The 19,882-nt window shown below is 68.7% G+C and carries 25 protein-coding genes; 10 read left to right on the forward strand and 15 right to left on the reverse strand.

The window, feature by feature from the left end; translation table 11 throughout:
• Nucleotides 1-33 precede the first annotated feature (33 nt).
• Nucleotides 34-837 carry an SAM-dependent methyltransferase gene (locus tag J4573_RS42995; RefSeq protein ID WP_307797373.1) on the reverse strand — a complete coding sequence of 268 codons (804 nt, stop codon included), beginning with the start codon at nucleotides 835-837 and terminating at the stop codon, nucleotides 34-36.
• A 205-nt stretch (nucleotides 838-1,042) separates the two neighbouring features.
• Here J4573_RS42995 and J4573_RS43000 point away from each other — a divergent pair, with 205 nt between their 5' ends.
• Complete coding sequence (locus J4573_RS43000) at nucleotides 1,043-2,200, forward strand: hypothetical protein (protein ID WP_208261960.1); 1,158 nt, start codon at nucleotides 1,043-1,045, stop codon at nucleotides 2,198-2,200.
• 29 nt (nucleotides 2,201-2,229) lie between these two features.
• On the opposite strand, the gene J4573_RS43005 is transcribed toward J4573_RS43000, so the two are convergent.
• Complete coding sequence (locus J4573_RS43005) at nucleotides 2,230-3,129, reverse strand: Sco1979 family transcriptional regulator (protein ID WP_372443013.1); 900 nt, start codon at nucleotides 3,127-3,129, stop codon at nucleotides 2,230-2,232.
• A gap of 347 nt (nucleotides 3,130-3,476) precedes the next feature.
• Entirely contained in the window at nucleotides 3,477-3,692 is a 216-nt protein-coding gene (locus J4573_RS43010) for a DUF397 domain-containing protein (protein ID WP_208262095.1), read from the reverse strand.
• Between the two features lie 268 nt (nucleotides 3,693-3,960).
• On the opposite strand from J4573_RS43010, the gene J4573_RS43015 reads away from it, so the two are divergent.
• The 3 genes from J4573_RS43015 to J4573_RS43025 all read left to right on the forward strand — a co-directional run bounded on the left by J4573_RS43015 (nucleotide 3,961) and on the right by J4573_RS43025 (nucleotide 6,462).
• Nucleotides 3,961-4,452 carry an ATP-binding protein gene (locus tag J4573_RS43015; protein ID WP_208261961.1) on the forward strand — a complete coding sequence of 164 codons (492 nt, stop codon included), beginning with the start codon at nucleotides 3,961-3,963 and terminating at the stop codon, nucleotides 4,450-4,452.
• 183 nt (nucleotides 4,453-4,635) lie between these two features.
• Complete coding sequence (locus J4573_RS43020) at nucleotides 4,636-5,049, forward strand: hypothetical protein (RefSeq protein ID WP_208261962.1); 414 nt, start codon at nucleotides 4,636-4,638, stop codon at nucleotides 5,047-5,049.
• Between the two features lie 150 nt (nucleotides 5,050-5,199).
• A complete protein-coding gene (locus J4573_RS43025; RefSeq protein WP_208261963.1) occupies nucleotides 5,200-6,462 on the forward strand; it encodes an MAB_1171c family putative transporter in 1,263 nt (420 codons plus the stop codon).
• Nucleotide 6,463: 1 nt separating this feature from the next.
• Here J4573_RS43025 and J4573_RS43030 read toward each other — a convergent pair whose 3' ends face one another.
• Nucleotides 6,464-7,033, reverse strand: coding sequence for a hypothetical protein (locus tag J4573_RS43030; RefSeq protein ID WP_208261964.1), 570 nt, complete (start codon nucleotides 7,031-7,033; stop codon nucleotides 6,464-6,466).
• Nucleotides 7,030-7,782 (reverse strand): helix-turn-helix domain-containing protein, encoded by a 753-nt coding sequence (locus J4573_RS43035; RefSeq protein ID WP_208261965.1) that lies wholly within the window; start codon nucleotides 7,780-7,782, stop codon nucleotides 7,030-7,032. Before J4573_RS43035 ends, J4573_RS43030 begins: the two co-directional genes overlap by 4 nt.
• 232 nt (nucleotides 7,783-8,014) lie before the next feature.
• Here J4573_RS43035 and J4573_RS43040 point away from each other — a divergent pair, with 232 nt between their 5' ends.
• The 3 genes from J4573_RS43040 to J4573_RS43050 are packed head-to-tail and all read left to right on the forward strand — an operon-like array spanning nucleotide 8,015 to nucleotide 10,760.
• Nucleotides 8,015-8,989, forward strand: a complete 975-nt coding sequence (locus J4573_RS43040) for an alpha/beta fold hydrolase (protein WP_208261966.1) — start codon at nucleotides 8,015-8,017, stop codon at nucleotides 8,987-8,989.
• Complete coding sequence (locus J4573_RS43045) at nucleotides 8,986-9,825, forward strand: SDR family NAD(P)-dependent oxidoreductase (RefSeq protein WP_208261968.1); 840 nt, start codon at nucleotides 8,986-8,988, stop codon at nucleotides 9,823-9,825. The genes J4573_RS43040 and J4573_RS43045 overlap by 4 nt, the downstream gene beginning before the upstream one ends.
• Nucleotides 9,822-10,760 (forward strand): metal-dependent hydrolase, encoded by a 939-nt coding sequence (locus J4573_RS43050; RefSeq protein ID WP_243774494.1) that lies wholly within the window; start codon nucleotides 9,822-9,824, stop codon nucleotides 10,758-10,760. The genes J4573_RS43045 and J4573_RS43050 overlap by 4 nt, the downstream gene beginning before the upstream one ends.
• A gap of 51 nt (nucleotides 10,761-10,811) precedes the next feature.
• On the opposite strand, the gene J4573_RS43055 is transcribed toward J4573_RS43050, so the two are convergent.
• The gene (locus tag J4573_RS43055; protein WP_208261970.1) at nucleotides 10,812-11,738 is read right to left on the reverse strand and encodes a TIGR03564 family F420-dependent LLM class oxidoreductase; all 927 of its coding nucleotides are present in this window, start codon (nucleotides 11,736-11,738) and stop codon (nucleotides 10,812-10,814) included.
• Nucleotides 11,739-11,842: 104 nt separating this feature from the next.
• On the opposite strand from J4573_RS43055, the gene J4573_RS43060 reads away from it, so the two are divergent.
• The 3 genes from J4573_RS43060 to J4573_RS43070 all read left to right on the forward strand — a co-directional run bounded on the left by J4573_RS43060 (nucleotide 11,843) and on the right by J4573_RS43070 (nucleotide 14,838).
• On the forward strand, nucleotides 11,843-12,466 hold the full coding sequence (locus J4573_RS43060) for a TetR/AcrR family transcriptional regulator (RefSeq protein ID WP_208261971.1): 624 nt from the start codon (nucleotides 11,843-11,845) through the stop codon (nucleotides 12,464-12,466).
• Nucleotides 12,467-12,538: 72 nt separating this feature from the next.
• Entirely contained in the window at nucleotides 12,539-13,726 is a 1,188-nt protein-coding gene (locus J4573_RS43065) for an acyl-CoA dehydrogenase family protein (protein WP_208261973.1), read from the forward strand.
• Nucleotides 13,723-14,838, forward strand: coding sequence for an acyl-CoA dehydrogenase family protein (locus tag J4573_RS43070; RefSeq protein WP_208261975.1), 1,116 nt, complete (start codon nucleotides 13,723-13,725; stop codon nucleotides 14,836-14,838). Before J4573_RS43065 ends, J4573_RS43070 begins: the two co-directional genes overlap by 4 nt.
• Before the next feature lie 47 nt (nucleotides 14,839-14,885).
• On the opposite strand, the gene J4573_RS43075 is transcribed toward J4573_RS43070, so the two are convergent.
• The 9 genes from J4573_RS43075 to J4573_RS43115 all read right to left on the reverse strand — a co-directional run bounded on the left by J4573_RS43075 (nucleotide 14,886) and on the right by J4573_RS43115 (nucleotide 19,881).
• Nucleotides 14,886-15,080: a DUF397 domain-containing protein gene (locus J4573_RS43075; RefSeq protein WP_208261977.1), complete on the reverse strand. Its 195-nt coding sequence runs from the start codon at nucleotides 15,078-15,080 to the stop codon at nucleotides 14,886-14,888.
• Between the two features lie 139 nt (nucleotides 15,081-15,219).
• On the reverse strand, nucleotides 15,220-15,408 hold the full coding sequence (locus tag J4573_RS43080) for a hypothetical protein (RefSeq protein WP_208261979.1): 189 nt from the start codon (nucleotides 15,406-15,408) through the stop codon (nucleotides 15,220-15,222).
• Nucleotides 15,409-15,471: 63 nt separating this feature from the next.
• Nucleotides 15,472-16,320: a helix-turn-helix domain-containing protein gene (locus J4573_RS43085; RefSeq protein ID WP_208261981.1), complete on the reverse strand. Its 849-nt coding sequence runs from the start codon at nucleotides 16,318-16,320 to the stop codon at nucleotides 15,472-15,474.
• An 11-nt stretch (nucleotides 16,321-16,331) separates the two neighbouring features.
• Nucleotides 16,332-16,853 carry a DUF6879 family protein gene (locus J4573_RS43090; RefSeq protein ID WP_208261983.1) on the reverse strand — a complete coding sequence of 174 codons (522 nt, stop codon included), beginning with the start codon at nucleotides 16,851-16,853 and terminating at the stop codon, nucleotides 16,332-16,334.
• Nucleotides 16,834-17,118 carry a hypothetical protein gene (locus J4573_RS43095; protein ID WP_243774495.1) on the reverse strand — a complete coding sequence of 95 codons (285 nt, stop codon included), beginning with the start codon at nucleotides 17,116-17,118 and terminating at the stop codon, nucleotides 16,834-16,836. Before J4573_RS43095 ends, J4573_RS43090 begins: the two co-directional genes overlap by 20 nt.
• Nucleotides 17,119-17,188: 70 nt before the next feature.
• Complete coding sequence (locus J4573_RS43100) at nucleotides 17,189-17,449, reverse strand: ribonuclease E inhibitor RraB (protein ID WP_208261985.1); 261 nt, start codon at nucleotides 17,447-17,449, stop codon at nucleotides 17,189-17,191.
• A 60-nt stretch (nucleotides 17,450-17,509) separates the two neighbouring features.
• Complete coding sequence (locus J4573_RS43105; protein ID WP_208261987.1) at nucleotides 17,510-18,784, reverse strand: cytochrome P450; 1,275 nt, start codon at nucleotides 18,782-18,784, stop codon at nucleotides 17,510-17,512.
• 65 nt (nucleotides 18,785-18,849) lie between these two features.
• Nucleotides 18,850-19,539: a YidC/Oxa1 family membrane protein insertase gene (locus J4573_RS43110; RefSeq protein ID WP_208261989.1), complete on the reverse strand. Its 690-nt coding sequence runs from the start codon at nucleotides 19,537-19,539 to the stop codon at nucleotides 18,850-18,852.
• A gap of 75 nt (nucleotides 19,540-19,614) precedes the next feature.
• Entirely contained in the window at nucleotides 19,615-19,881 is a 267-nt protein-coding gene (locus J4573_RS43115; protein ID WP_208261990.1) for a DUF6412 domain-containing protein, read from the reverse strand.
• Nucleotide 19,882: the final 1 nt, after the last annotated feature.

Below are 19,882 nucleotides of genomic sequence, written 5' to 3' on the forward strand. Positions count from 1 at the left end.
AACCGGTGACCCTATTCAACATAGCGTCTAATTTCAGGCCTTGCGGCCCACGCCGGCGTAGAACCAGACCCGCTTGGCCTCCTCCATGCCGACCGGGTGGTCCGGGCGCCACAGCGGGGCCCAGACCAATCCGGGCTCGAGCAGTTCGAAGTCGCCGAACAGGTTCGTCACCTGTTCGCTGGTACGCGGGGTGCCGGGCGCGGACGTCTTCTTGTAGACCTCCACCACCTTGGCGACCACGTCGGGGACGCCGTCGGCGGAGGCGTGCGTCAGGACGAGGTGGCTCCCGGGAGCGAGAGCGTCGCGGAACTCGGCCATGATGGCCTGCGGGTCGTCCTCGTCGGGGACGAAGTGCAGCGTCGCCACCGTCAGCACCGCCACCGGCTTGTCGAAGTCCAGAAGACGGCGAACCTCGGGGTGGTCGAGGATCTCCCGGGGGCGCCGCAGGTCACCCTGGATCATCTTGGTGCCCGGCGCGTCGGCGAGCAGGGCACGCCCGTGCGCCACCACCTGGCCGTCATAGTCGACGTAGACCACGCGAGCGTCCGGGTTCATCCCGTGCGCGATCTGGTGCACGCTCTGCTGGGTCGGAAGACCGGTGCCGACGTCGAGGAACTGATCGATGCCCTGCGCGGCCAGGTACCGTACGGCGCGCCCGAGGAAGGCGCGGTTCTCCCGGATCAGCGTCACCAGCGTCGGGTCGGCCGCGATCGCCTCGTCGGCCCGTATTCGGTCGGCCTCAAAATGGTCCTTGCCGCCAAGGTAGTAGTCGTACATCCGGGCGACATTCGGGATGCTCGGGTCGAACCCGCTCTGCTTAGGCCGTTCACCTGACACCAGGCCAGACTAGCCCGGACTGCCGCCGTCCCTGCGGCGAAGTCGCCGACCGTGGCCGAAATGGAAGGTCGGACTCCTCGATGATCGATAAAGTTCCCGCCGGGGCCCCTTTTCGGTTGGCCAGGTTCGGCCCGGGCTCGGGACAACGGGTGGTTTCGGTGGGCCGTCCAGCATGTGAACAGTTCACTCGGACGAAAGAAGCCCAATGAGACGACGCGGGACAGCGGCGCTGACGGTGCTGGTGCTGTCGGCAGGCACTTCGATGAGCGGCCTGGCGGAGGCGGCGGTCGTCGCACCCGGCTCACCTGCCGCACCTGCCGCACCTGTGGCGCCCAAGCCCGGACCGCAGAAATGGAAGCTGACCGGACGCACGGGCGTCCCGGGCCACGACGACTCACTCGGCGCGCTGGCGGTCACCGGGAAGAAGAGCGCGTGGGCGGGCGGTCTCATCTGGCCGGGACGCACGCCGCTCCTGTTCCGCTGGAACGGCAGCGCGTGGCACCGGGTCAAGCTCCCCGCCCACGTCGACAAGTCGTTCACCGACCTGGACGCCACCTCCGACAAGAACGTGTGGGCGTTCGGCGGCGACAACGACTCCTCCGGCAAGCCCGCCTTCAAGGCCTTCCACTGGAACGGCAAGGCGTGGACGGCGTCGGTCGTCCAGCGCAAGGACGTCTACCTCTGGGACGCGGAGGTGGTGTCGCCGTCGAACGTGTGGCTGTCGGTCGACGACTACACCGGCCGCGGGCAGCTGCGGCAATGGAACGGCCGCACGTGGCGCAGCGTCACCGTCCCGGGTGTCAGCCGGCTGTACTCGCTGCACTTCACCTCGGCCAAGAACGGCTGGGCGGTCGGCATCAGGACCAACGGCAAGGGCGCCATCGCTCTGCACTGGAACGGCACGTCGTGGAAGCCCACCACGCTTCCGCGGATCGCGATGCCCAAGGACGCGGTCTTCTCGCTCTCCAGCGTGACGGCCCTGTCGCCGCGGAACGTGTGGGCCGTCGGCTCCTACATCAGGATGGTCGGGGACGACGAGGTACAACATCCCGTCGTCCTGCACTGGAACGGCTCCAAGTGGAGCAGGCAGGCGGGGCCGAACAACAAGTTCGACCTCTCGGCGCTCTCGGCCGACGGGCGAGGCGGGCTGTGGATGAAGGGCGGCGTCGACCGGCTGGTGCACTTCCGCTCCGGCCGCTGGACCACCGTCCCGTTCCCAGGCGCTCCCGGAGCTCCAGGCGCGTACGTCAGCGTCGACGCGTTCGCCAACGTCCCGGGCACCGCGACCATGCTCGGTCTCGGCGTGGTCCGCCCGCTGGGCCGGCCGGACGCCCAGGACGGCGCCTTCTTCGCCGGCCGCTGACCGTTGTCAGGGAGACCTGCTCCCTGTGGTCAGGTCTCCCTGAGGATGGCGTTGAGGATGTCGGGGGTCGTGTCGGCGGGCTCGGCCTCCACGCACAGCCGTTCCATGGTCCCCATGTAGTCCTCGACGTCGGAACGCTTGTCGAGGTAGAGCGCGCTGTTCAGCTGTTCCAGGTAGACCACGTCGGGCAGGTCGAGGTCGGGGAAGCGCAGGATGGTGAACGGGCCGCCGGCGGCGGCGTGGCCACCGGAGGCGAACGGCACGATCTGGATCGTGACGTTGGGCAGCGCGGTCAGGTCCAGCAGGTGCTGCAGCTGGCCGCGCATGACCTGGCGGCCGCCGAGCGCGCGGTGCAGGGCCGATTCGTCCAGCACGACCCACAGCTTGGGTGCGTCCTCGCGCAGCAGCAACTGCTGGCGGCGCATCCGCAGCTCGACCCGGCGCTCGACCTCGTCGGTGGGGGAGTCGGCGTGGCGCAGCAGGATGACCGAGCGCGCGTAGTCCATCGTCTGCATGAGGCCGTGCACGAACTGGACCTCGTAGTTACGGATGACCGCGGCGGCCTCTTCGAGGCCCACGTAGGCCTCGAGCCAGGTCGGCATGACGTCGCTGTACAGGTGCCACCAGCCGGGCCGGTTGGCGTCGCGCGCCAGCGCGAGCAGCGTCTCGCGCTCCTCCTCGTCGGTGATCCGGTAGAGGGTGAGCAGGTCGGCGACGTCGCGCTGCTTGAAGCCGGTGCGGCCGAGCTCGAGGCGGCTGATCTTCGAGTGGGTCGCCCGGATCGCCGACCCGGCCTGCTCGCGCGAGACACCGCGTGCCTCGCGCAGCCGGCGCAGGTGGGCACCGAGAATGATGCGGAGCACCGTCGGACCGCGGCGGTGCAGACCTTCCAGGCTCTGCAGCTCGCCGACCTCGACCAAGCGCTCCACGGGAGCTTCCTCTCTCTTGCGCACGGTGCTCACGCGCCCTCCCCCTCGGGATTCGCCGCCCCCAGCGTTGCCCGCTCATTGATGCCGTACCGACTCAGGGTACGACCAAGGGGCTTGTTCGAAGGCGTTTTGGCAACCAAATGGACAGGGACGTCTGCCGAATTGTGACGCATTCACCGGCGGAGTCTCGTTGATCCCCAGTTCAGGCCGCATGCGCCGGTCATGCAATCGCTGGGGAAATCGCGAAAAATTCTGAACGAGGAGGTCAGGGGCTCAATCTGGCGTCGAACACGGGGGTCGTTCGAGGGTGCGGGAGTCAGAGATCACTCCCTGGTGAGTGCGGATCGCTAGCCGATGAGGTCGTCGAACTCCCCGTCTTTCGCGCCCAGGACGAACGCCGCGATCTCGGCGGGGGTGTAGATCAGCGCCGGCCCCTCGGGATGACGCGAATTACGGACAGCAATATTTCCATCAATGAGCTCGGCCACTTCCAGGCAACTCCCGTCGGGGTTGCTGTGCCGGCTCTTGCGCCAGCTGATGCCGGGCAACTGCGACGCCGGCATGCCGTTGAAGAACCGAATGGTCCTCACCTCCCGTTTTGGTTGACCGACATCCTAAGTCCTGCACGTGCATCTGTGCTTGCAGTGGAACGTTCTTGCGGATGTGCTTGCGCCTGCACCTGCAAGTGAGAGACTTGTCCCCGCACCGGGCACGCCGTGGAATCGCCGTGCACGTGCATCTAACCTTGCAGATGTGCTTGCAGGTGCACGTGACAAAGGGGATTATGGCCGTATACCGAACCCATCCCTCTCACGCCCCCGAGGGTTCGCAATGATCAGTTCTCGCTTCCCCAGCCCACTCGACTCGCTCGCGTCGGTCGCCGCGCACACCGCGTGGCCGGCGCAGCTCGACGGTGAGCCAGAGATAGTCCGGCGCGTCCTGTCTCCCGACCTGATCTCGTGCGGAGTGGCGCGCGAGTTCACGCACCGGACGCTGACCCAGTGGAACCTGCTCGCGCTGCACGACGACACGGCGCTGATCGCGAGCGAACTGGTGACCAACGCGCTGCGGCACGCGTCGCCGCCGTCGGCCGGTTCCGCCGCACGCCGACCTCCGCAGCTCGTGCTCATCCGGCATCCGCGCTGGCTGCTGGCCGCGGTGACCGACTCCAGCGAACAGGGCCCCACCGTGCGGGAGCCGGACTACTTCGCCGAGAGCGGCCGTGGCCTGCACCTGATCGAGGCGCTCAGTGACGAGTGGGGATGGACGCCCCTCGCCACGGGCGGCAAGGTCGTCTGGGCCACGCTCGCCACCGTGGCCTGAGGTCGTTCCGGAGACGTTCACCCGCTGTTCTCCCGGCGTTCTACTGTCGCGGAGAGATTTCCGGCACCTTTTCCATTTCAGTTGTGAGCGCCCCGACTGGGGACTAACTTCGTGTCGTGAACGAGCTCTACTGCGGTGGTGCGAGTCCGGTCCGGGCTTCCACGCAAGCATGAAGAGCTCGCGATGCGAAGCGTGGTCGGCCAGGGGAGGGCACAGGACGTGGAGACCCACGACCGGATCCCTGATTTCCGGGTGAGCGCACTGCCCGAGGGCGGCTGGCGCGCGGTCAGCGTCCGCGACCCGGCGATCGTCGTCATCGAACAGACCTGGGCGCGGCTGCGGCGCGGCTGCATGGCCGAGCGCATCGCCTATTCGCTCACCGAGAGATTCCGGGTCGACCTGGAGCGCGAGTTCCCGGGCTGGAAGGTCTGGCGCGTTCGCCACCTCGGCGAGAACGACCGCTGGGCCGCCGAGCCCCGCCGCCCTGGCCACGACGACGGCGTGCGCCCGAACCGCCCCCGCCTGGTGAGCGCGACGCCCGAGGAACTGCGGACCGCGCTGCTCCTTTTGGCCGAGCCCCACCAGATGGCGAGCTGAGGCTCGCACAGTTCTCACCGCGTTCGGTTCGCGGCGTTCGGTTCACCGTGTTCGGCTGCCTCTTTGGTCCGCTTCTTTGTGCATTGCCGTGGCAGATGAGCCTTAGATGGTGAATCGTTGTCATGAGCACCGGTGAGAGGGGCCATGGCGATGCGCAACTTCGTCTTTCCCCTCTGCGGCATCCTGCTGGTGGCCGTTCTCGCCTACAAGGCGCGTTACCTGAGGCGCAGCAGCGCGGTGATGTGGGCGCTGTGCGGCACCATCTTCTTCTTCGCCGGTGCGATGTGGTCGGCGTCCCCGGCGAGCTGCCGATGGCTGAACCGGACGATCGGCGTGTCCAACGTCGCGGAACTGATCGCCGCGAGCTGCCTCGCGGCGCTCGCTGCCTCGTTCCTCGTGCTGGCCCTGCACTGGCGCTATCCGGCGCGGGTGGCGCGGCCCAAGACCGTGCAGGTCATCGTCATCTATCTCCTGGTCATCGCGACGATCAGCGTGCTCTTCGCGCTGTCGGACGTGCCCCAGGAACGCCCCGTCGACTTCATCTACCACTACGGTCGGCAGCCGACGGTCGGCGCCTCCTACTGCGTTCTGTACGTCTCGACGCTGGCCGGGTCGCTGGTGCTGTCGCGCTGGTGCTTCGCCTGGGCCCGGCACGACGACTACGAGAGCTTCCCCCACCTGCGCCGCGGGCTCTGGCTGTACGGCTGGTCCGGCATGGTGCTGGTGCTCTACTCGCTGTCCAGGCTGGCCGCGCTGGTCGCCGACTGGTTCGGCGTCCAGGCGCTGAGGCCGATGGGGACCGTGGCCCCGGTGATCGCGGCCGTGGCGGGATGCGTGGTCCTGGCGCCGGCCCTGCTGATCCCCATCTGGGGTCCGCGCTGGCCCGCGCTGCGCCGGACGCTTCGCCTGTGGAACGGGTTCCGGACACTGCGGCCGCTGCACCGGGCCCTGCGCGAGGTCAGCCCCGGCATCGTCTTCGTGGCGTCGGGCCGGCGGTTCGACGTGCAGCACCGCATCCGCCGCGCGCTGATCGAGCTCAGCGACTGGCGCTGGACCCTCGCGCCGAGCTTCGACCCGTTCGTCGAGACCGCGGTCCGTGCGCGGGCCGAAAAGGCGGGCCTCACGGACGGGCAACTGGCCGTGGCGCTGGAGGCCGCACGCCTGAAGGCCGCCCTGCGCGCGTGGCAGAGCGGCGAGGATGCCTCCACAGAGCACGATGGCCTTGTCCCGGCGGACGGTTCTCCGGAGGAACGTCTGGAGGAACGGGACGGCAACGATCTCGACGGCGAGCTCGCGTGGTGGTGCCAGGTCGCCCGCGCGTTCAAGAACGCTGAGGTCGACGACGTTCCTCAGCCACCGTCGCGGCAGGACCACGCCGACCGTCACAAGACCAGGACAGAGCCTGCCGTGTGAGTCAGCGGCGCGGGCGGTCCTTGCCGCCGGCCGGATGGCGGGCCAGTCCCTGGGCGATGCGCATCACGCGCGGCGTGGCGTCGAGCAGCGCCGCGTCCTCCCGCTCCTCGGGACGTTCGGTCAGCCGCTCCAGGAGCCGGTCGGCCAGCTCTTCGGCCTCGCGTTCCTGGGCCTCCGCGTGAACGGTTCGCCCCGCGATGATGCGCGCCATCTTGCCCGGCAGGTGCGGCGTGAAGAGCCGTACGGCGGACGAGTCGGCGGACGCGACGGGCGGATGGTCCAGCAGAACGTGCGCCAGCTCGTGCAGGAGGATCCCGAGCCGGTGGTACCAGGAGCGTGACTTCGCGCAGTAGACGACGTAGGTGCCGTCGGCGTGCCGCACGGTGGCGCCGCTGAACGGGACGTTCCGCAGCGAGGCGAACCGCACCTCCACCTGCGCGCCGAGGATCTCGCTCATCACCTCGCCGGTGCGGCGGCACGCCTCGCGGTGCGTCGCGGACGGCGGCAGGCCGAACCGCTGGACGACCTCGTCGCACAGGGTCTCGCGGGCTCGCCGGCTCAGCCCGTTCATGTCACCGCACCTCCGCTCTCGCGGTTGAGCGGGAAGACCCAGCTGGTCTCCCCGGACTCCATGGCCTGGGTGATCGCCCGGACGGCCTGGCTGCGCAGCTCGGGGCTCCAGCCGGAGGCGTGCTCGGCAACGCGCGCGGCGAACTCGACGACCCCGGCGTCCCGGAGGGCGACCAGGTCGGTGAGCTCGGCGTCGATGCTCGCGGCGAGCCGGTCGTCGAGGAAGTAGGCGACCTGCGGGCCGCCGTCGTCGGCCAGGCCGAAATGATCGGCCAGCCCCATCAGGTGTTTCAGGCGCGGGTTCGGGACCACGTCGTCGGCCGGGTTCAGCAGGTCTCTCAGGTGGCTGGAGGAGATCGAGCCGTACCGGCCGTCCGCGCTGATCGACTGCGCGACCTCCTCCGGCGTGTACGGGCCGCGGCTCGACGGGTAGATCGCCGCGATCAGATGGCGCAGCTTGGCGGAGAAGGTCTGCCGCGGATCCTCCTCGCCCCGGCGTTCGCGGCGCCCGCCGACGAACGCCGCGGGGCAGACGCCGAGCGCGGCGGCCAGGTCCTGGACGGTCTGCAACGTGGGGTTGTCGCGGTGACCGTTGCGCAGGTGCGAGATGTAGCCGTCGGTGATGTCACCGCCGAGGCCGCAGACGACCCTGGCGAGCTCGGTATTGGTGAAGGGGCGACGGCGCGCCACCGGGTAACGGCACAGCTCGTCGAGGTTCGCGGCGAATGACTCGCGCCGACCGGCATCCATTGCGACTTCTCCGTCCGCCTGGCCTCGTCGGGACTGCACACGACGCTCGCCCGGACCGCGAGGCTGAACCTTTGCGCAACTTTATCGCGAGACCTCCCGGATGTACCGGTGTTCGCCCCGATCACATCAGGAGCTCTGCCGATCGCGCGTCGGCGTCTCTTGACTTTGGTTCAACTCGCTCAGCATATTAGATCGACAGTCCAATTGTCGGGGCGAACGACGGGAGCGAGGCGTGACGCTCACACCCAGGACGCGCAAGGTGAAGGCCGACGGCGTCAAGCTGGCCGTACGCGAGTACGGGCACGAGCGGGGGCGGTCGGAGGGCGCGCCGACGATCGTGCTGGTGCACGGCTATCCCGACAACCAGGCCATCTGGGAGCCGGTCGCGGAGATCCTCGCGGACGACTTCCACGTGGTGACCTACGACGTGCGGGGCGCGGGGGAGTCGAGCAGGCCGCGGCGCACCAAGGCCTACGTCATGGAGAACCTCGGCGACGACCTGGCCGCGGTCATCGACGCGGTGTCGCCGGGGCGGCCGGTGCACCTGGTCGGGCACGACTGGGGTTCGGTGCAGAGCTGGGGCGCGGTGACCGGCGACCGGCTCGGCGGGCGCGCCGCCTCGTTCACCTCGATCTCCGGGCCGTGCATCGAGCACTTCGGCCAGTGGGTGCGCGACCGGCTCCGGCGGCCCACGCCTCGCAACGTCGGGCAGCTGTTCGGGCAGTTCGCGCGGTCCTGGTACCTGATGTTCGGCGCGATCCCCGGCGTTCCGCAGCTGACGTGGCGGCTCGGCGGCGCGAAGGTCTTCCCGGTCGTCATCGAACGGATGGAGGGCATCGAGCGCAGGCCCGGCCCGACGTTCCTCAAGGACGCGCTGTACGGGATGAAGCTCTACCGGGCGAACGCGCTGCGCTTCCTGCGGCCGGGCGACATGTGCCGTACGGGCGTGCCGGTCCAGGCGATCGCGCCGACCCGCGACGCGTTCGTGTCGCCGCACCAGTCCAAGGACGTCGGGCGGTACGTGGACCGGTTCTGGCGGCGCGAGATCCCGGTGGGGCACTGGGGCTCGGTGCGCAAGGAGCCCGCGCTGGTCGCGGACTGGGTGGCCCAGTTCGTGTGGCACATCGAGGGTGCGCCCGAGAGCGCGGAGCTGCGGGCCGCGCAGGTGCCGGCCGTCGGCGAGATCATGGCGGGGAGCGGCGCGTGAGCAGGTCGTACCGGGACAGGATCGTCGTCGTCACGGGCGGCGGCAGCGGCATCGGGCGCGCGACCGTGCTGGCGTTCGCCGAACGCGGCGCCGGGGTGGTGGCCGCCGACATCGACGAGGCGGCGGCGCGGCGTACGGCGGACCTCGCGCGGGCGGTCGGCGCGCAGGAGGCGTTCGCGCGGCGCGTGGACGTGGCGTCGGACGAGTCGATGGAGGAGCTGGCGGCCGGGCTGCCGGACGTGCCCGACATCGTGGTCAACAACGCCGGGATCGGCATGGCGGGCGGCCTGCTGGACACCAGCCCCGAGGCGTGGAACCGCATCCTGCAGATCAACCTGAACGGCGTCGCGCGCGGCTGCCGGATCTTCGGGCGGCAACTGGTCGACCGGGGGAGCGGCGGGCACATCGTCAACCTCGCGTCCGCCGCCGCGTTCACCCCGAACCGCGGGATGGCCGCCTACGCCACCACCAAGGCGGCGGTGCTGATGTTGAGCGAATGCCTGCGCGCGGAGCTGGCGCCGCACAAGATCGGCGTCAGTGTGATCTGTCCTGGTTTCGTCAACACGGGCATCTCGAAGACGACCGAGTACGTGGCGCTCGACGCCGAGGGGCAGGAGCGGGCTCGCAAGGCCGCGACCCGCGGGTACGAGCTGCGCAACTTCCCGCCGGAGAAGGTCGCCAAGGAGATCGTGCGCGCGGTGGAGCGCAACGCCGCGGTGGTGCCGGTCGCCGCCGAGGCCAAGCTCAACCGGGCGCTGTCGCGGCTGTCACCGGGCGCGATGCGGCTGATGGCGCGCGTGGACCCGGCCGTGCTGGAACGAAGGGGCAGGCGATGAGCGACGGGCGGGCGATGAGCGACGGGCGAGAGGTGAGCGACATCGACGAGCGGCACCCGGTCATCACCCCGCGGCGGGTGAAGTTCGACTGGTCGGACACGCCGCTGCACTGGATCCCGGACGAGCCGGTCGCCACGCACTTCATCAACGTTCTGCACCTGCTGCTGCCCGCCGGCGAGCGGTGGTTCGTGCACGTCTACAAGCAGACGCTCCCGCTGGTGGAGGGCGACCCGCAGCTGCGCAAGGAGGTCAAGGGCTTCATGGGGCAGGAGGCCGTGCACGCCTACTCCCACCAGGGCGTCCTCGACCGGCAGATGCTCGCCCAGGGACTGGACCCGCGGCCGCTCACGGACCGCATCGAGTGGATGTTCCAGCACCTGCTCGGCGACCGGCGCCCGCTGCCGGTGATCCCCAAGCGGCAGTGGCTCAACCTGCGCATCGGGATCATCGCCGGGATCGAGCACTACACGGCGGTGCTCGGGCAGTGGATCCTGGACGCCACCGAGCTGGACGAGGCGGGCGCCGACCCGACGATGATGGACCTGCTGCGCTGGCACGGCGCGGAGGAGGTCGAGCACCGGTCGGTCGCGTTCGACGTCTACCAGCACGTGTCGGGCGCGTACTGGCGGCGCTTCATCGCGTTCTTCCTGGGCGTGCTGGCGATGCCGCTGATGGTCTACCTCGGCGCCGGCTACCTGTGCGCCAAGGACCCGACGCTGAAGGGCGTACGGCCGCGCATCCGCGACTACCGGCGGGCGGTGCGGCGCGGGATCTTCCCGAGCAACCGCTTCATGATCAGCGCGGCACGGGCGTACCTGCGCCGCGACTACCATCCCTCGCACGAGTGCTCGACGCAGGTGGCCCTGGACTACCTGGCCGTCTCGCCCGCCGCGCGTGCGGTCGGCGGCTATGGAACGGGCGAGACCGCTTCCTGATCCCGGTGGGCGGGCCGCTGTAACCGCGCCCACGGCGGCCCGTCCATCGCACTAGTTCTGCTTCGGGCGGGAGGCGCGTGCGAGGTCGGCCAGGAACTCGTTCGTGCGCTTCTGCTCCTCTTCCGGGCCGAGGATCGTCACCGCGATCAGGTCGGTGGCGCCCGCGTCGGCGACGCGCGCGAGCTCGCGTTCGACGGTCTTCTCGTCGCCCAGGATGAGGGTGTCCTCGGGTCCTGCGGCGTTGCCGCGGTCCATCATGGCGCGGTAGGCGGGCATCTTCCCCGCGACGCCGAAGTTCTCCGCGACCCAGGCACGGCGCTCGTCCGGCTCGTTCGTGATGCTGACGAACGTGGAGAGCGCCACTCGCGGGCTCGGCCGTCCGGCGGCCTCCGCGGCCTTGGTGATGGCCGGAACGACGTGGTTCTCGATCACCTCGGCGCCCGCCCAGGTGAGGATCGTTCCGTCGGTGAGCTCGCCCGCGACCTTCAGCATCGCCGGGCCGAGCGCGGCGATCATCACCGAGGGCGCCTCGGCACCGGGCGCCATGACGGCGCCCTCGGCCTTGAGCGTCTCGCCCTCGTACGCCACGTCCTCGCCGTTCAGCAGCGGGCGCAGGGCCGTCAGGTACTCGCGCATCCGCAGCGCCGGGCGGTCGAACGGCATGCCGAACTGGCCCTCGATGATGTGCCGGTGGCTCACGCCGAGGCCGAGCGTGAGGCGGTTGCCGGTCGCCGCCTGAACGGTCAGCGCCTGCGCCGCCAGGGCCAGCGGGTGGCGGGGGAGGTTGGGCACGATCGCGGTGCCCAGCTCGACGCCGGGTGCCGTACGACCCGAGACGGCCAGCGTGGTGAGGGGATCCCAGCCCGGGCGGCCCGCCTGCCAGACCCCGGCGAAGCCCTGCTCGGCGGCCTCGCGGGTCTGGTCGACGACGGTCTCGAAGGGGACGCCCAGCTCGTTGAGGAACAGTCCGATGCGCATGGCGCACTCCAAGTCGGGAGGTAAGCGGAGGAATTTCCTCCGGTTGTCTGGACTGTAGCCTATGTGGAGGAAAATCCTCCAGTTCTCTCGAGGGGAGAGCCTTCGTGGCGGAGTTGCGGGCCGATGCCCGGCGCAACCGGGAGCGCGTCCTGGAGGCCGCGCGGCAGCTGATCGTGGAACGCGGCGCCATGCCCCCGCTGGAGGACATCGCGGCGCGCGCCGGGGTCGGCATCGGCACGCTCTACCGGCGGTTCCCCGAACGCGAGGACCTGATCATCGGGGTCTCCGAGCACACGCTGCGTCTGGTCGGGGACGTGGCCGAACGCGCGTGGAGCGAGGAGCCGGACGCCTGGAGCGCGCTGAGCCGCTTCGTACGGGAGTGCGTCGCGCTGCGGATGGGCGTGCTGAGCGCGACCGTCGACCCCGTCCTGCACACCAGGATCCGCCGCGACCCCGGGGTGACCGAGGCGCGGGCGCGCATGGCCGACTATCTGGACCAGATGGTGACGGGCGCCCAGTCGTCCGGCGTGATGCGCGAGGACGTCGGGCCGGGCGACATCGGCATGCTGATCAGCGTGCACATCCACCAGGCCGCCGACATCCCCGTCGAGCTGGCCGAATCGGTCCCCGGCCGTCTGGTCGGCCTGATGCTGGACGGCCTCCGGGCCCGTCCGGGGACCCCGCTGCCGGGCAAGCCGATCGGGAAAACCGACACGAACCCCACCTAACCGAACGCCATTCCGTTTCTCGGGTCGCCGCGTTAACGTAAGCAAACGCTGACAATTCCGAGGAGCCTCCCCGTGACGGACCTGGATGAATACGGCCGCCAAGCCAAGGCCTGGCTGGACGACAACGCCGTCGACCTTCCCCGCGAACCCGACCTCGCCACCGCCCGGGCGTTCTTCGCCAGGCTCTACGACGCCGGCTACTCGGGCATCACCTGGCCGTCGGAGTACGGCGGGCAGGGGCTGTCGGCCGCCGAGGAACGCGCCTTCCAGCAGGCCGCGCGCGACGTCGTCCTCCCGGTCGGCGTCTTCGGCATCGGCCTGGGCATGTGCGGCCCGACCCTGATCTCGATCGGCACCGAGGAGCAGAAGAGGCGCTACGTCAGGCCGCTGCTGCGCGGCGAGGAGATCTGGTGCCAGATGTTCTCCGAGCCCGGCGCGGGTTCGGACGTGGCCTCCCTCCAGACCCGCGCCGTCCTGGACGGCGACGCGTGGGTGGTGAACGGCCAGAAGGTGTGGACCTCGGTCGCCCGCCAGGCCGACTACGGCCTGCTCATCGCGCGGACCAACCCCGACGCGGTGAAGCACAAGGGCATCACGATGTTCATCATCGACATGCACGACCCCGGCGTCACCGTCCGCCCGCTCCGCGACATGACCGGCGAGTCCCACTTCAACGAGATCTTCTTCGACGACGTCCGCGTCGCGCCCGACCAGGTCGTCGGCACCGTGAACGAGGGCTGGTCCGCCGCCGTCACGACCCTCCTGCACGAGCGCGTCTCGATCGGTATGGGCGCCGCCCGTACCGAACGCCCCGCCTCGTTCGAGGCCCTCAGCAAGGCCGCGCGCGACCGCGACATCCTCACCGACCCCGCCGTACGCGACCAGCTGGTGGACCTCTACCTCCAGGAAAGAGCCTTCGACCTCTTCAACGCGAGACTCACCCAAGAAGTCAAAGCCGGCATCTTCCCCGGCGCCCGAGGCTCGATCGCCAAGCTGCTCCTCGCCGACCTCACCCTGTCCAGCGCCGACATCGCCAGCGAGATCCTCGGCCCCGAGACGACCGCCTACTCCGGCGAAGGCAAGATCGCCCGCGCCCTTTCCTGGGGCCCCGGAATGGCGCTCGGTGGCGGCACCAACGAGATCATGCGCAACATCATCGGCGACCGCGTCCTCGGTCTGCCCCGCGAACCCCAGGTGGACCGCGAGATCCCGTTCCGCGACCTCAAGGTCGGCACCCAGACGCGCGAGGAGTCCAAGTGAAGCTGATCCTCACCGACGAGCAGAAGGAACTCGGCGCCTCCGTCCGCGCCTTCCTCGCCGACACCTCGCCCATGTCCCGCGTCCGCGAGATCGCCGAGTCGACGTCCCCCTACGACCGGGACGTCTGGACGCGCATGACCCGCGAGCTGGACCTGGCGGCTTTGGCCGTTCCCGAGTCGCACAGCGGCGCGGGCGCGGGCCACGCCGAGGTCGCCGTGGTCATGGAGGAACTGGGCGCGTCCCTGGTCCCCACCCCCTACCTGGCCTCCGCGGTGCTGGCTGCCAACGTCCTCCTGGAGTCGGGCGACACCGACGCCATCAAGGACCTGCTCCCCGGGATAGCGAGCGGCGAGAAGGTGGCGACGTTCGCCATCCCGGTCCCGGGCGAGGAGACCCCTGGCGCCCGCAAGACCGGCAGCGGCTACGAGCTGACCGGCTCCTCTCCCCGCGTCCTCAACGGCGCGGACGCCGACCTCATCCTGATCGCCGCCACCCTCGCCGACGAGGTCAAAGACGGCTACGCCCCCATCTCCCTCTTCGCCGTGGAAGCCTCCGCCCAGGGCCTCACCCGTACGCCCCTCACCACCCTCGACTTGACCCGCCCGCAAGCCGCCCTCACCTTCGAGGGAACCCCTGCCCGCCAGATCGGCCCGTCCGACGCGAACGACGCCATCACCCGAGCCCTCGACCTCGCGTCAGTAGCCCTCGCGGCCGAGCAGTTGGGCGGCCTGCGCCGCTGCCTGGACACCATCGTCGAGTACGCCAAGCTCCGCGTGCAGTTCGGCCGCTTCGTCGGCTCGTTCCAGGGCGTGAAGCACAAGCTCGCCGACATGCACTGCACCCTCGAACAGGCCGAGTCCATCGTCCGCTACGCCGCCTGGGCCGCCGACGAAAGCCCAGAAGAACTCCCCGTGGCCGCCGTCCTGGCCCAGTCCTACCTGGGCAAGGCCTACTTCCAGGTCGCCAAGGACGCACTGCTCCTGCACGGCGGCATCGGCTTCACCTGGGAGCACGACGCCCACCTCTACTACAAGCGAGCCAAGAGCGCCGAACTCCTCCTGGGCCCGCCCCGCCACCACCGAGCCCGCCTGGCCGAACGCCTAGGCATCTGACACCCCCGAAACCCCGGCCGACCACCCGGCCGGGGTTCGTCATTTGGTCAAACGTCGAATTCGCCAGCCTTCACACCCTGGATGAAGGCTCGCCACTCGACCAACGTGAAGACCGAGACGACCCCGCTCTTGCTGTCCCGAAGCGCGACCGTCCCGCCCGTCTCCGCGCCAGCGAGATTGGTGGCCACCTCCACGCCCTCCTCACCGACGCCCAAGGTGCTCACTTTGAACTCGAATGCCATGGACGTTCCTTTGCCTAAGTAGGCGGCCCGATCCCGCAGCCACTTGGAACGCGGAACGCTGACTCCGTAGTGCAGCGGACTGACAGCGTCCTCCAGTGCACGTTCGAACTCCACGAGCGCCCGGGCCAACCGTTCCGGATCAGTCACGGCAGGCCCGCTCGAGCAGCCCCATTCGCCGCTCCAGCTCCCGAACGTCGTGATCGGTGACCAGACTGCCCGCTTGCCCAGGCCACAACGGGAAGGCAAGGAACTCTTCCGTCCAGGACGACCAGACCACTAGCCATTCTCGGTGCCGGTTGTGCAGTTCTCGGGCAACGTCCGCGCTCATGCGTCGAGCCTCGCCTCAATTGCGAACCCAGCGCTAGGAACTTGCGTCTGCTTGCACGCGAGGTCAGAGGGCCGTGATCGCGGCAGTGATCAACTGACGCGCCGCCGCGCCATGAATCGCCATTGAGGACAGCTCTGCGAAGGTCCGCGCATACAGGTCCACCTCGCTGGCCTGCTGCACGGTGATCTTGGCGGATACAGTCTCCAGCACCACCTGGTCGTCACCGAGAATCCAGAATCCCTCAACTGGCCACATCGGACGATCAGCGGTGAACGGAATCACCCCAAGGGACACCGACGGCAACGACATCACATCAAGAAGGTGACCCAGCTGACCGGCCATCACCTCCGCGTCTCCGATGCGAGTCCGGAGCACGGCCTCCTCAATCACGACCGCGAAGCGACGTTGGCCCGAATAGAGCAACCGCTGGCGCTCGACCCGTGCCGCTGCAGCCTCATCGCCATCACTGGGGATAGCGAAGAACGCAGCGATACGACCAAGCAGCGCGGCGGCATAACCCTGGGTTTGGAAGAAGCCGGGCATTACCCCCGGCTCGTAGATTCTGAAAGCTGAGGTCAGTTCCCAGAGCGGGATCACGGTTTCTTGAAGGCGCTTCAACCCGCCGCGCTGCATCCGCTGCCACTCGACGTACGCGGACCCCAGCTGGCGATTCTGGCTGATGAGGCCAGCCGCAACACGTTCATCAGCGCCACAGGCCGCACACCAAGCCCTGATGTCGGCGTCGGTGAGAGCTTGATGGCCACTCTGAACTCGGCTGCACTTGGATTCGTGCCACCCGCAGAGTGCCGCCACCTCACGTGCTGAGAGGCCGGCGTCGAGACGAAGCTCCCTGAGTTGAGCAGCGAGGTCCTCACGCGCTTGCTGAACGGACGACGAGGGATGCTTGGCCATGGGAGCGGTCGTCAGGAGGGCCTGTAGTCCCGATGGTCAATACCTCGGTCCCACACCGTCTCGAACGCCGTAGCGCAATTCTCGGCCAGGTGCGGATCGCGGACGACTTCGTGCCCTGACCACTCGCCCGCACCGCTGAAGTGATTCCACACCACGACCTGCGAGTCGAACACCCAGAAATCGGATGGTGGTACGCACAGGCCTGTGGTCAGATGCCGAGGCAACCAACGCACCTTTTCTCCTGCCGCTACGTTCACCGGTTCCGTGCACGCCCATTCCCAGCGGACGTAATCGGAGACCGGCTCGGAGATGACGCGTGCACGTTTGACGCCGACACCGCGTGCGACCGCTGCGCGTACCACCGAACGCCACCACGCGTCGGCCGGGTCATCGTCCACCACCACACCTGTTCTCAGCCACGCTGTGAACGAATCGTCGGCCATGTAGGCGTCTCGCAATTCCAGGTGGATCGCTGACTCGGTGGCGTTCGACAACAGTGTCTCGAAGTCGTCCTCAGTCAGCGGTCTCTCCATCAAGGGCCTCCAAAGCCTTCAAGATGGCTGGTTTCATACGCGCCGGTACCCGCACCGATGATTCGTTGGCCGCGGTCCTGCTGTACGACGAGATCTCGGCCAGGACAGCCATGTCGGTCTCGGTCCAGCCTTGAAACACGAGTTCTCCCGTCGCGCGATCGACGAAAACCGCTGGCGACCCTTGGTTCTTGCTGGTGTCGTCCTTGCCGATGAACTCTAGAGCCACGGCAACCTCCGCATTGGTGATGTGCACGCACTTGCGCACAACGACCCTTGCGGGTGGCTGCTGGGCAGGTGTCCGGATCCAGCGCGGCGGTGGTCTCGCACTTGATGAGTCACTGGCCCGGAGGGTCTGGGACAGACCCGCTGGTCTTGGCGAGCAGGCCGTGTTCGCGGGCTTCCACTGCCATCGCCTCAGCCGACCGAGAATCTGGCGCGTACAAGAAGTAGTTCACGTGCCGGGGCTGGGAAAGGTCCGCACCGAGCTTCATGAGCTCGTTCATGACCATGAGGTCCTTGTACTTGATCCCCGGCTGAGGCGAGCGCTCCTCGGGATCGACGGCCTCGTCGTCCTTCTTCTTGCGAAACAGTCCCATGGCAGGCAAGGTTATGCCGCATTTGGCCTGCTCAGGGCCTCAGTGGGCCGTCGGTCTCTCTCAGAAGGTGCAGGGGAGGTGCTTGATGCCGTTGATGAAGTTGGAGTAGAGGCGGTCGGGCGGGCCGTCGGTGCGGAGGGAGGGGACGCGGGTGAAGAGCTCGCGGAACATGACGGTGATCTCGCGGCGGGCGAGGTTGGCGCCCAGGCAGAAGTGGGGGCCGGGGCCGCCGAAAGCGACGTGGGGGTTGGGGGAGCGGGTGATGTCGAAGGTGTCGGGGTCCTTGAAGACTTCTTCGTCGCGGTTGGCGGAGTTGTAGAAGAGCAGGACCTTGTCGCCCTTTTTGTAGTCGTGGCCGTTCATCGTGTGGTCGCGCGTCAGGGTGCGGCGGAACTGGATGACGGGCGTGGCCATGCGGAGGATCTCTTCGATGGTGGGGGCGATGTGCGCCTCGAAATCGGAGAGCAGGAGGTCGCGCTGGGCGGGGTTGTCGGTGAGGAGCTTCAGGCCGTGGGACATGGCGTTGCGGGTCGTTTCGTTGCCTGCGACCACGAGGAGGATGAAGAAGCTGCCGATTTCTTGGTCGGTGAGGGTCTCGCCGTCGACGTTGGCTGAGACGAGGGCGGAGACCAGGTCGTCGCCGGGATCGCGGCGGCGTTTGCGGGCGAGCTTCATGGCCAGGTGGTTGAGCTCGTAGCCGGCCTTCATGCCCATGGTCAGGCCGTAGAGCATGCCGGTGCGCGTGATGCCGCTGTTGATGAACTCCCGGCCGCCGGTGTACTCGGGGTCGCCCAGGCCCAGGATGATGTTCGTACGGTCATAGACCATGGGGCGCAGGTGCTCGGGGATGCCCATCATGTCGCAGATGACCTGCACGGGGAGGCGGGCCGCCACCTCGGTGACGAAGTCGCAGGGGCCCTTGGCGATGAGGTCGTCGACGATGCGCGTCGCCGTGCGCTGGAGGTCCTCCTCCAGCTTGGTGAGGACGCGGGGCGTGAACGCGCGGGAGACGATGCGGCGGAGGCGCGCGTGGCGCGGGTCGTCCATGTTGATCATGGAGCCGAAGTAGCGGGCCATGTAGCGGGGGAGGTCGGCGATGCTGTTGGAGCACGGCTCGCTGGAGAAGACCTCGGCCGTACGGCTGGCCTCGACGACGTCGGCGTGCTTGACCAGGGCGTAGTAGCCCGCGCCGGTCTTGATGAACGGCAGCTTGAGCTCGGGGAAGAAGGCCGGGTGGTCCAGGGCCCGGAGATGGGTGAAGGCCTCTTCTCGATGGCGCCGGGGGAGCCCCCAGAACTCCAGGTCCGACAGGTCCACTTCAAGGGTTGTTGCCATGCCACCGTCCTCAGAACGACGTTCGGTTTCCATGGAACAGAGGCTCTGAGGACGGTGTCAAGCGATCAGGCGGTGACGATGCGGCGCTGCAACACTCCGCGTTCGATCGCGGTCCAGGTGGTCGTCGTGAGGAGGTAGACGGCGGCGGCCAGGGGGACGAACGCGGCCATGACCAAGGTGGTGAACGGGAGGAGCTTGGTGATGTTGCCGATCGGGCCCTCTGCCTTGATGCGGCGGGACGAGACGTAGGCGACCAGGGCCAGGAGTGCGAAGAGGCCTAGGAAGACCGCGGATGCGGGGGAGAAGAAGCCCATTCCCAGGGTGCTGATCCAGTTCTGGCCCAGAGGCGCGGCCAGGAGGGTGTGCGCCAGGAGTGCGTTCTGGTGGCCCGCGATCGTGGCGGACATGAAGAGCCGGTACATCACGAAGAAGAACGGCATCTGCAGCAGGGTGGGCAGGCAGCCCGCCAGCGGAGTGCCCTCCTTTTCATAGAGCGCGGCCATCTCGCGCTGAAGTCGCTGCGGGTTCTTGGCGTGCTTCTTCTGGATGGCCTGCATCTGAGGCAGGAGCTTGGCTCGAGACCGTTCACCCCGGGCCTGGGAGACCGCGAACGGGACCAGGCAGAGGCGGACGATGGCGGTGAAGACGACGATGGCCGCGACGGTCGCCAGGCCGCCCGCGAACGGGTGCAGGACGTCGGCCAGGCCGGTGACGAGGTGGTACGCGATGGCTATGGGCGTGCTGAAGACGGACATGAGTGATGAGCCCTCCGGCTAGGAGTGAAAAGTGAAAGGACGATCGGTGCGTGCCGCGTAGGCGGGTGGATCCGCTCAGGCGGCGATCGTCGAGCCGGGGGCTCTGGGGCGGGGGCGGCCCGCCGCGTCGGGGTCGCACTGGGGCAGGAACGCCGTGCGGAGGGTGCGTTCGCGCAGCGTGGTGCGCGTCCTGGCGAGGGCGGCGCGGTGCTCGCCGCGGGTGAGCGTTCGGGCGGCCAGGAAGAGCAGGCTCGCGACGGTCAGCGTGGCGAGCGTGAGCACGATGTCGCCCGGGAGGACGTCGATGAGCCGCAGCAGGGCGGCGAACATCATCAACGACATA

The sequence above is a fragment of the Actinomadura barringtoniae genome (genome assembly GCF_017573505.1).
GTDB lineage: Bacteria > Actinomycetota > Actinomycetes > Streptosporangiales > Streptosporangiaceae > Spirillospora > Spirillospora barringtoniae.